Raw genomic sequence first — 11,561 nt, forward strand, 5'->3', positions numbered from 1 at the left:
TATAAAATATATATAAAAGTAGCAAATATAAAGGGAGTTAAAATGCACAGAAACAGCAATTTATGTAAAATCGTAGCGACGATAGGGCGCATTGACGGACGCGAAGACCTTATCGAGAAGCTTTATTTGGCGGGAGCGACGGTATTCAGAATGAATCTCAGCCACGCCTCCGTAGCGGAAAATGCAAAAAAGATAGAGATAATCCGCGGCCTGGAAAAGAAGTACGATTGCGCTTTGGGCGTGATCTTTGATTTGCAGGGCCCTAAACTTAGGGTCGGCGTTTTTGAAAACGAGTCGGTAGTTTTAAAAGACGGTCAAGAATTTATCTTGGATATGAATCCTAAACCGGGCGACGAAACACGCGTAAATCTGCCGCATAAGGAAATTTTTGAAGTCATAAAGCCGGGCAATATTTTGCTTTTTAACGATGGTCTTATAAGGGTGGAAGTTTTATCCGTAACGCCCGAGGAAATAAAAACCAAAGTTATAAACGGCGGAGTATTATCCGACCATAAAGGCGTGAATGTTCCCGATGTTTCACTTCCCATATCGGCATTGACTGAAAAGGATATGGAACAAATAAAGCAAGCGGCGGAGTTGGATGTCGATTGGTTTGCTCTTTCGTTCGTGCAGAAGCCTGAGGACGTTGTCTTTGCGCGTCAGTTGATAAAGTCCAAAGCGGGCATAATATCTAAGATAGAAAAGCCTTCGGCGATAGAACATCTTGATAAAATTATAGAGTATTCCGACGTAATAATGGTGGCGCGCGGCGATTTGGGCGTAGAACTAAGCCCCGAAAAAGTACCCGTAATGCAAAGGCGCATAATAACCAAGTGCCGCGAGGCGGGCAAACCTGTGATAGTAGCCACACAGATGTTGGAATCTATGATAAGCAACGTTAATCCGACCAGGGCGGAAGCTTCCGACGTGGCGACTGCTGTATATGAAGGAGCAGATGCCGTTATGCTTTCGGCCGAAACGGCCAGCGGACAACATCCGGTGGAAGCTGTAAGTACTATGTGCCGCATAATAAAGACTGTGGAAGCCGAGCCTATGTTTAAGGATAATATGAAAGCCAATACGTCTAGCCTTGGCGACGACAGTTCTTCAGCCGCGGCGATAACTACTGCAGCCGGCGTGGTGGCGAATTTGATAGCTTTAAGCGATTTTATAATTAACTTTACCGATTCAGGCACCACGACGTTAAGAACGGCGCGTCAGCGCCCGTGCCTGCCGATACTTTCACTTACGCCGCATATAGACGTAGCGAGAAAGATGTCAGTAGTATGTGCCGTTACCGCCATGGTGGTAAACGACTTGACCCGCTTTGAAGATATAGAACGCGAGGCCAGAGCTGCGGCCAAGAAATTTGGCTTTGGCGAGAAAGGTACCCAAGTGGTAGTGACAGCCGGTATACCTTTTGGATCTTCGGGCGATACTAATCTGCTGTATGTTATAACTTTATAGACAACTATGGTCATAAACGTAGAACGCCCTATATGATATAGGGCGTTTTTTTGTATCTCATAGGATATATGGCAATTAGGTCTTAGGACCTATTGAAGATTGGGTCTTTAAACTCTTGAGAAAAAAAATACTCTCTGTTAAAATATAAGTAGAAAAAGTATAAATTTAACGGTAGAATTTATATTGTTGTCGAAAACGGTGAAAATTATGAATAAAAAAATTATGTCGGCAAGTATGAAATTTGTATCTTTAATTCTCAGCGCTGTTATGGTGTTTGAAAGCAGCGCTCCTGCCTATGCGCAAGCCAGAAGGCTGCCTTATGAAGGCGGGCGCCAGACAATGGTTTTTGACGGTAAGAAACTTCTGGAAGAGAAGATGAAGATGGATATGGTAATCCCCTCAGACAATACCAGAGTGGTGCGCCCAAAATACGTTAGGCCGCAAATATTGGATAACCCTATTTGGCAAAAAGCTGAAAGGATAAAGATGGAGTTGCTTTTGGGATCTAAAGGCTCCGCGAAGGAGAGCGAAGAAACTTCATACGAACCGTTAAACTACAAGCAATTTTATGCCGAGTACGAAAAAGCGGTAAATTCGCAAGCCGACAAATATAAAAAGGATAATGAATCGTTAAAGAAGCAGGCGTTGCTTGAGATGAATATGCAGGCTGAAAAATATCTGCTGAGCGGAGAATATTCCGAGGCCGATATCGCCGCTTGGAAAACTCAAGAAACAGCCAATATAGACAAATGGCTTAAAGAAGAGCAAGGCAAAATAGAGAAAATAAGGACGCAGGAACTTTCAAAAGCAAAAGCCAGCTTTGAAGAATATACAAATGAAGTAAATGCCGAGGCGGACCTCTATAATAAAGAGATATTTGAGGAAGTTCAAGGCAAAATAAACGAACTGTTCACCTTGTATAAGAACAATCCCAATTTGGAAAAGGAATTGAGATACACTTTATTTACCACAGTTCCTTTGTTTATCTCCATGAATTATAACGGCGAAAATTTGTTAAACGCCGAGCAGGAAAAAATCATTTTTGATTTTGCCTTGGATCAATTGGAAAAGTCTATAACGCTGCAAACGGATTCCGCCAACCCGTATATATCCGCGTTGACGGTTTTTGCCGCTTTGGGCCAAGTTGGCGACGGCGGATCCACGGCGGTAAAGAGAATGGTTTTCAGCAGTGTTGAGGCCCCGCAATTTCATTCTTATTTGCTTCTTACGGCCGTTTCGGCCCTTCTCGCGGTAAAGGATTATGGCGCGATAAGGGATATTTTAAGCTACTTTAATCAGCAAGAGTCCATATTTGAAACTATGGATTTACTCAGCGTTGCAAATTGGGTGGATTACTTCCAGACGATAAACGGCAAATATTTAGGCAATATGTCTTCATTGGCTCAATACCAGTTGGAAGACGGCACTGTTGCCAACGCCTATACCGATATAGCTTTGATGTTGGCGGAAGAAGGCAGCCCTCAAGCATTGGAATTGCTTAAGAATTTCGGCGTTGATAAATGCGTTATGACGCTTGATTTTGCCTTTAATCTTAAAGACCATTTCTCCCCCCGCTGCGGCGGCATAAAACCTTTTGTGGCAGGAGCCTTAATGAGCGGCAAGGCTGGCGCGGAGAGATATACCGGCCCGTTTGTTAAAAAAACTGTCGGGCAGCAGGAATTTACTTCCGACGGGCGTGTAAGAATGGTGACGTCCGATGAAGTAAATAGGGTTGCCTCTGCCATAGATACAAATATGAGCAGATTTAAAGCTGGGCAGAAAGAAAGCGGAATGAGCGCCAATGCTTTTATGGCTTTGAATTTGATTAACGAAGCGCTGGGCGATATAGGCGTCGCACAAGAATCTTTCATAGATACGGCAATGCTTAAGCAGTACAAGAGCGAGATAGCCAATACCATGCTTGGTAAAGGCGCGATAGTAGATGACGCCCGCCGCGCAAGCAAAGAAAAAGGGCAAACTATTTACAAATATGCAAAAATTACGGGCAATATTTTGGATGTGGGCATATTGGTATGGTGTGCCTGGGACTTGGCTAAACTGGCCCGCGGTATTTACTCTTTAGGCCGCGGAGCTTATGCCGCTTTCAGATTGTCCAGAGTAGGAACTTCGGCACAGAGAATGGCCTATATAACCAGCCATTTGCCGCATTTGCGCAAATATTCCTCTGCCGCCAAGTCTGTTGCCAAATTTACGGCCCGCGTCAAGAACGGCATGGAGCCCGTGGTCTTGGCTCAGAGGGCTTTGTATACTTCTGCGCCGCTGCCTAAGATTGCCGGTGTGGGCTATGAAGGCACCGCAGTCGCTAAAACTTTGGCTACGGCTTCTTTTGATGCGGCGAAAGGCGGATATGTTATAAACGCGGCTGAGGCTTACAAATCTTCTGCGGGCCAACCCGGAAGAGTGCTTGATATCGTCAATACGAGAAAAGCCTTGGACGCTGGTGCCGCTTCGGCCCAAGAGTCTTTTGCAAACAGGGGTTTCTTTGAAAAATACAGAGGATACAGAGGTTATCTCTCCGATGCTACGAAGGAGGCCTTTAATGCAGGTAAATTTGATCAATACTCTTTGTCTGCGGGAATAGATTTCTCTAACGGTATTGCCAGTGCCAGAAACGTAAAGTGGAGAGCGCCCGTAACTTCCAATAACGTAAATTATTTGGCCAGACCTTTAGGCACTTCGGCTATGCCGGGCACTTTGGAACTGCATCATAGAAGCGCGGTTGGAATGGACGCAGAGCCTTTGCCGGTAAACGTAACGATTGAAAAGAAAATCCCCACCATCAAATCCAATGAGGTAACAAATGTCCTTTTAACCGGGGAAGACGATGTAATGCTTTCCATAACGAAACAGCAGAAGCTTCCTTTCTATTACAGATGGATGTCGAAAGCGGCCGAATCCAAATTTATGCCGCAGAGCTGGTCTAACGGGATAGAAAGATGGGTAAGCAATTGGCGCGCCGAAAAGGAGTTTAAACTTGTAGACCCGGACTTCTTTAAGATAGGGTTAGACAATGAAAGTTTTGCCAATTTAGCCAAGATGTCTTATGCCGGTTCTACACCTTTAAACCTCAAATTTATGGGTGAGCGCACTGGCTTTGCCGGCAAGGTCGGCGGTTGGTTTACCAACTCTTTTGCCGGGAAGAAGAGTTTATTCCCCGGTACGGGAACGGTTTTCGTAAGGGAAGGCGAGTTGTTGAGGCCGACTTCAATCAAACTTTCCACGCAGAAGCCTTTCGACGGAATACAGCTTATAGTAAACGAGAATAATACCATTTCATTGCTTGGCAAGGGCGCCAGCGGCACGATGACGGGCTTGAATGTTCCGTTCTCCTTGTCTTTGCCCAAGGGAGAGCTGCCTAACTTCCTTAAATATGCTTCCAACGGCAATTTTAACAATCCGTTTAATCTCTCTCTTACTGGCGCGAAGAATAAACTCAATACATTGTTTGCGGTGCAATTTCTCTCCTTGAGTGCGGCGTCTACCAGCTTGGTGGGCCCGTTAAGACAAAACTATCCCGATATATCTAACACCGAGGTTGCATTGATATCAATAGTCTTGCCTTATGCATCGAGTTTCTTGTCTCCGTTCTGGGCGCCTTTTGTAAAGAGATACGGTTCGGCGAATATGGTTAAGGCGAGTTTGGGTTTAGCCGGTCTTTCACTTACGATACCGATGTTCTCCGGCTTCCACGGCTTTGGCGACGTAAATTATATGAACCCCAATAAACCGTCCATCACGCCCTTGCTTATCAGCGGAACTTTGATAGGTTTATCTTCTTCGATAACCAGGGCCTCGTTTAACCCCTTGATGGACAAGATGGGCGGCGGCGCAGGGTTGCTTAAAGGTATGGCTTTTAAGAATTTAAGTTCCTTTGCGATGTTGGCGCCTTCCTTGGGCGCGGCATTATGGGACGCGGCCGATCCCAGATATTATACTGATGCCGAAGGCAATTTCCTTTATAACGACAAGGGCGAAAAGATATTGCATTCTCATACAGACTTCTCGCTGTACAATCCCTTATTGCTGGGTATTACGGGCGGAGTATTCTTGGCGTTCCAATCGGCTAGAATGCCTTCGCAGATAGGGAAGGTAAAAGGATATACGATGTCGCAGTTCGCCAAAGGCTTAAACGGTACGAATATGTTTGCAAGAGGATTTAACAGCGTTTACAGACCTGTTGCTGGCACATTGGCGGAAACTTGGAATGCCACAAAAGTTTTGGGCAAAAAAGGTGTTTGGCCGATAGCTTTAGCTTCTACGGCAGCTTTGGGTGTGGAATCTTCGTTGCTTTACAACTACAGCCAAACCGAGTCTAACAGATATACGGCTAACTATATTTCCAATGATGCCGTTAAACCGGTAATAGCCACTTTGGCCCTTACGATACCGCCTTTCTTGGTAAGGCTTGAATCCAAACCGATACTTAAACTGTTTGGCGGAGCGAACAATCCCGAAACATATAAACGTTTGATAGGTGCTTCGTTGGGATCCGCGGCCGTTGGAACAGCCTTATTGGCTACGGAAGATAATCTTGCCACATTTATACCAGGTATGGCTTTGGTAGGTATGGGTTTTGCCAATACGACTAACGGACTTTTGAAGATAGGCGAATATAATCTTAAAGCCGCTAAAGCTACGTCAAGTATGCTGACGGGGTATAAAGTAGCTTATCCTGGCGTGCATATAGGTATGGCAATATTCCCTAAAATGTTCAGCGGTGCGGCTGACAGCCAACTCGAAAAAGATCCTACTATCGAGAAATACGAAGCTTTGCAGGATAATATCTGGATACCCGCTTTGACTTTGGGCGGCTCAGCTTTCTTCTATGGATTAGGATCGGGATTATTCAAGTTTAAGTCTTTACCAAAGCCTTCACTTAGAATACCCACCGGCTTGCCCGCTTTTGCAAGATTCGGAATCGGATCTCCCTCGGTGATGATGCAAGATTGGAGAAATAACGGGTTATTGCTCAATAACGACTTTGGTCAAATGAACATAACAACCCCCTCCGCCGAGCTGGAAGATATATTGTCAACCGACGAGGCAGAAGCTGAAGAAGAAATTCAATCTTCCGATGCGGCCGCTGCCGAATAATATATAGAAATGTCATAAGAAGTTTTAAAAATTCCCCGGTAAAAACCGGGGAATTTTTATTGGGAAAGATATCTTTGCAATAGAATATTTTCCCCCCTTAAAGAGTATTTATATAAACCTAATTGAAGCGGAAACGGATTATTTTTTATGATCGTTAAGGCTTGGGTCTTAAGTCCTAATTGTCAATGGGTCTAAATTCTCTTGTGTCAAGCCTTGCTTGCTGATATAATGATAATAAGGAGTATAAGGTTTTCTCTTCTTTTCAAAGGTGATAATTATTATGAATAAACATATGTGTAATATAGCAAGGAAATCAATATCATTGATATTATCCGGTGTATTGCTTTTTGAGTGCAATGCTCCGGCATTGGCGTTAGACTATGGGAATATTTCTTATGATTCGCAAGCGCTTGAGCTTGAAGAAAAAATAGATAATGCTTATATAAAAGAAAACACTTCCGTAGGGCAATATGATGCCGTAATCGCTAAGGAAGTAGCCAAGCAGAAAGAAATAATAAAGCCTTTGGCAGAAAAGATGGTTTCATATAGGGCGGCCGGCAATAAGAAGTATGGCGGCAACTTTTTTAGGGCTTCGGCTTATACCGGTGCGGTTTCTACGAATACCGTGGGAAAATTGGTCTATGAATTAAAGAGGTTCTTAGCCGGTTTTTATGCCCAACGTAGAATAATGCCTTTTAACGAATTTAAGAAACAATATTCCGAATTTATCACTAATGAAGCTAAGCAGTATGCTAAAGAGAATAACTACACCTTTAACTCCAATAACTCTACCGTAAACGATATCGTTAAGGAAATAGAGAAACAGTATCCTGCGCAGAAGATGTATAAGGAGTATGTAAGTATAGCGCAGAAAGAACTTAATTGGTACAAGGCCCACGAACAGAAACTAAACGAAGCCGCTTACCAAATTTTGAGAGAATATGTTAAAGCCTTGGGCGTCAATATGAATTATGAAGCCGCCCGCTTGCTGTTAAACTTAAAGATTAACAATAAAGACGTGGTAACCTCTGCCGAAAAGCAGGAACTCTACAACTATATAACCTCTAGAATTAAAGAAGTAGATTTAAAATCTGCTTTTGACTTTGGCATTTTAAAATCCAATAAAAAAGGCAGAACGAAAGTCGCTGGCAAAATGCTTCAGGACATCATAGACCTTATGATGTTGGGCGTTTATGTAGTTCCGCAGAACGATTCCGCCTATTCGGAAGCGGTAGTATCTTTAATAGATAAAAGTATGGATACGGCGGCGTTTCCGCATATTCTTAATGCCGGTTTTTCCGCATTGCTGACATTAAAACGTTATGATAAATTAAATATTATTTTAGATAAATATACGAATATTGAAGCGAAGGGAACATCTTTTGTTGATGCGCTCTCTTTTCAATTTTTTGTAGATTCTTTTAACAATATTCAAGGCAACTATTTGCACGGCGCCGCTTCAAAGGGGGCGCAATACACCACGGAATATGGCTACAGAAACGCGTTTGAAGATATTGCCGTATTGTTGGCTGAGGAGGGCTCTAAAGACAGCTTGGCTCTTTTAAAGAAATACGGCGTCAATAATAATAGGCCGATAATGCCGTTCCTGGCGGGCGCGTTGCTGGCCGGTAAAGCCGGGGCCCAAGCCAGTGAATCTTCTAAGAAGATGGGTTTGGATCCCGATTCCTACTTGGCGTTGAAAATCGCCAACACTTCAATGGGAGATTTGACTTTGACGCAGGAAAGCGATTTGGATATGGCTTTACTGTTGAAGTATCCCGCTATCAAATCGCATTTGGGCAGCGGCGCGATAGTAAATCAAAACAGCAAAAATTCCAAAAAGACTTCTCGTAAGGTTTATGATTACGCCAGTAACGCGGCAATGGCCGGTGATGTGGCGTTTATGGTATGGGCTACCTTTGACTTGGTAAGGCTGGCTGGTAAAGCCGTATCTTTGGGCAAAGCGACATATATGGCCGGGAAGATAGCGAAAATAACCGATCCTGCGCTCAGGCTTAAAGCTACTTTGGGCAATATGTCAAAAATTAGGCCCTACGTATCTGCGCGTTTGGCATTGAGAGGTTTTTCTGGACGTGTTAAAGGCGCGATGGCTGGCGTTGTTCTTGCCCAGAGGAATTTATATACTTCCGAGGCTTTGCCTGCGGTAGTTGGCGGCGGCGCGGCGAATACGACCGTGGCCAAGGCTTTGGCTACTACTTCATTCGATATGGGAAAAGGCGGTTTGGTAATAGACAAAGCGGCGGCTTATAAGGCCTCGGCCGGCGCTCCTAACAGAGTGTTGGACATAATGAATACCCAGAAGGCTTTAAACGTAGCAAATGCTAATGCGACGCAGAAATTCTTTGCCAAGAGCTTCTTTGAGAAATATAAAAAATATCCCAATATCCTTGCCAGAGAAACTAGAAACGCTTTCCGTCAGAGCAATTTCAGGGGCCGCAACTTTGAGGCGGCGATGGATTTCGGTTATAACTTAAAGGGCTTGGTACCCGGTATCCAAACGCCTGAGAGAGCTTCTGCCATGGCACATATAAATTGGCTTTCCAGACCTTTAGGCACTACGGCGAAAGGTACCGGTTCCTTGGAGCTTTTCTACAGAGCGTCTGAGGCGGACGACCCTATGCCTTTGCCCGTGAATATAACTTTGGGCGAGAAGAAAATCCCCAACATTAAAGCCGATAAAGTAAGCAATGTATTATTGACCGGTCAAGAAAATGCGGCTTTCAAATTGGCTTTTGAACATGAAAATGTACTCGTCAACCCGACATTCTTTAAAGTCGGTTTAGATAACGAAAATTTCGCGAATTTGGCCAGATTGACTTTGGGCGGCACAAAAGAGCTTAAAATCAAACTTTTGGCGGAAAATACCAGCCTTGCCGCCAGAAGCAAGAACTGGTTTTTAGATCTGTTCCGCAATAAGAACAAAATAATGTCCGGTACAGGTTCGGTCTGGATAAAAGAAGGTTCTACGTTGCGCTCTACGCCTATCAATTTGTCTACGCACAAGGATTTTAACGGCGTAAAGGTTCTAATAGATGAAAACAATAAGGTAAGCATACTTGGAAGGAGTGCTATGGGCGCGAAACCTACTCCTTTTACCTATCCTTATTCTTTCTCTATACCTAAGAGTGAGCTGCCCGTATTTACGCAGTATGCTAAACTGGGCAATTTCAATACTCCGCTCAATATAACGCTTAACGGCGCCAGAGATAAGGTAAACACCTTATATGCCGTACAGTTCCTTTCGCTCAGTGCGGCGTCTACGGGTCTTATCGGGCCTTTAAGACAGAACTATCCGGAAATGAGCAATACTCAGGAATCCTTGATAACGGTAGCTTTGCCTTATTTTCCGAGTTTCCTTTCTCCGTTTTGGGCGCCTTTCGTAAAGAGATTCGGCTCCGCAAATATGATGAAGGTCAGCTTGGGCCTTGCGGCCAGCTCTTTGGCACTTTCTACGGCGACAGGGTTTGGCGGCTGGAGCGACGCTAATATTTACAACTTGGACAAACCGTCCTTGACGCCTTTGCTGTTTAGCGCGGGTTTTATAGGATTGTCTTCCTCTTTAACGAGAGCCGCTTTTAACCCCTTGATGAAAGAAATGGGCGGCGGCGGCGGATTGCTCAGGGGTATGATGTATAAAAACTTGAGCTCTTTTGCTATGCTTTTGCCTCCGGCGGTTTTCACAGTTTGGGATGCGGTTGATCCCCGCTATTATACCGATACCGGCAAGATAGACGGAAATCCGATTGTTTTCCAAGGCGATGATGTTTACGGGACGGACGGTTCTTTGGTAATTGCAAAAGGCCAACCGATAGTTGACAAAGACGGATTACCCTTAAAACACAGTCATGTTGACTTCTCAATATCCAATCCCGTACTTTTGGGTATAACCGGTGCTATCTTATATAAATTCCATACGGCGCACATGTCCAGGCTGATAGGCTCTGTTCCGGGCTATACGCTTGGCCAATCTATAAAGCCTTTGGCCGGCAATTCCAAATTCATGTATTATTTCAACAATAACTTATACAGGCCTACTTTTGGGGTGTTGAAAGAAAGCGTGAATTCCACAAAAGTAATGTTCAGGAAAGAAGTGTGGCCGATAACGGCAGCCGGATTTGGCGCTTTGGGCGTGGAAGCCTCGTTATTTAACAAATATAGTCAGAACGAGGCAAACAACTACCTTACGGATGTGCGTTTATTGGGAATAAATGTGGGCGATCCGGTTCTGAGGCCTATAGCCGCAACTTTCTTGCTGGCGGTACCGCAATTCTTGGTAAGATACAAATCCAAACCGTTGATCGCGAAACTTGGCGGGGAGTCCAATCCTCTTACTTATAAGAAACTGATAGGGCTCTCATTGGGTTCGGCCGCGGCCGGTACGGCGCTGTTGGCGACGGAAGATAACTTCTGGACTTTCGCGGCGGGTATGTCCTTGCTGGGTATGGGTTTTGCCAATACGACTAACGGCTTCTTGATGATCGGCGAAAACAACCTTAAACGCGCAAAAGTGGCGGAAAGTATTCTTACGGATTGGAAAGTTGCCTATCCTGCGGTACACGTCGGTATGTCTTTAATACCGCTGGCGCATAACCACGTTTCCGATAATGAAGTGGCAAACAACCCAGAAGGCGTTACCAAACTGCAGGCTATGCAGAACAACATTTGGATACCGGCCGCGGTATTGGGCGGTACCACTTTGGGATTCCTCAAAGGTGCGGACTTGATAAAAGCGGGACGCGTAGCCAATATGTTTACGCCGGTCAAACATGGTGCGGCGATGGGTGTTCCGTACTTTATGTTAGACAGGTGGAATACCAATTTGTTCAAACCGAGTTTTACGCCTAATTTTGCTCAGCCTAGTTTTGACTTCAAACCTTTGGGCGTACCGGCTTATAATTTGAACAATATAAACACATCTTCTTTAAATCTTGAAGAAAGCGAAAAATAAGTTTGCTTTA

3 protein-coding genes are annotated in these 11,561 nt (G+C 44.5%); all 3 read left to right on the plus strand.

The window, feature by feature from the left end; genetic code table 11:
• Positions 1 to 42: 42 nt before the first annotated feature.
• Positions 43 to 1,467, plus strand: coding sequence for a pyruvate kinase (gene pyk / locus ACQY3M_RS04130; RefSeq protein ID WP_428066226.1), 1,425 nt, complete (start codon positions 43 to 45; stop codon positions 1,465 to 1,467).
• A gap of 207 nt (positions 1,468 to 1,674) precedes the next feature.
• Positions 1,675 to 6,582 carry a hypothetical protein gene (locus tag ACQY3M_RS04135; RefSeq protein ID WP_428066227.1) on the plus strand — a complete coding sequence of 1,636 codons (4,908 nt, stop codon included), beginning with the start codon at positions 1,675 to 1,677 and terminating at the stop codon, positions 6,580 to 6,582.
• Positions 6,583 to 6,862: 280 nt separating this feature from the next.
• Positions 6,863 to 11,551, plus strand: coding sequence for a hypothetical protein (locus ACQY3M_RS04140; RefSeq protein ID WP_428066228.1), 4,689 nt, complete (start codon positions 6,863 to 6,865; stop codon positions 11,549 to 11,551).
• Positions 11,552 to 11,561 lie beyond the last annotated feature (10 nt).

This window comes from Candidatus Proelusimicrobium volucris, assembly GCF_959605025.1.
GTDB lineage: Bacteria > Elusimicrobiota > Elusimicrobia > Elusimicrobiales > Elusimicrobiaceae > Proelusimicrobium > Proelusimicrobium volucris.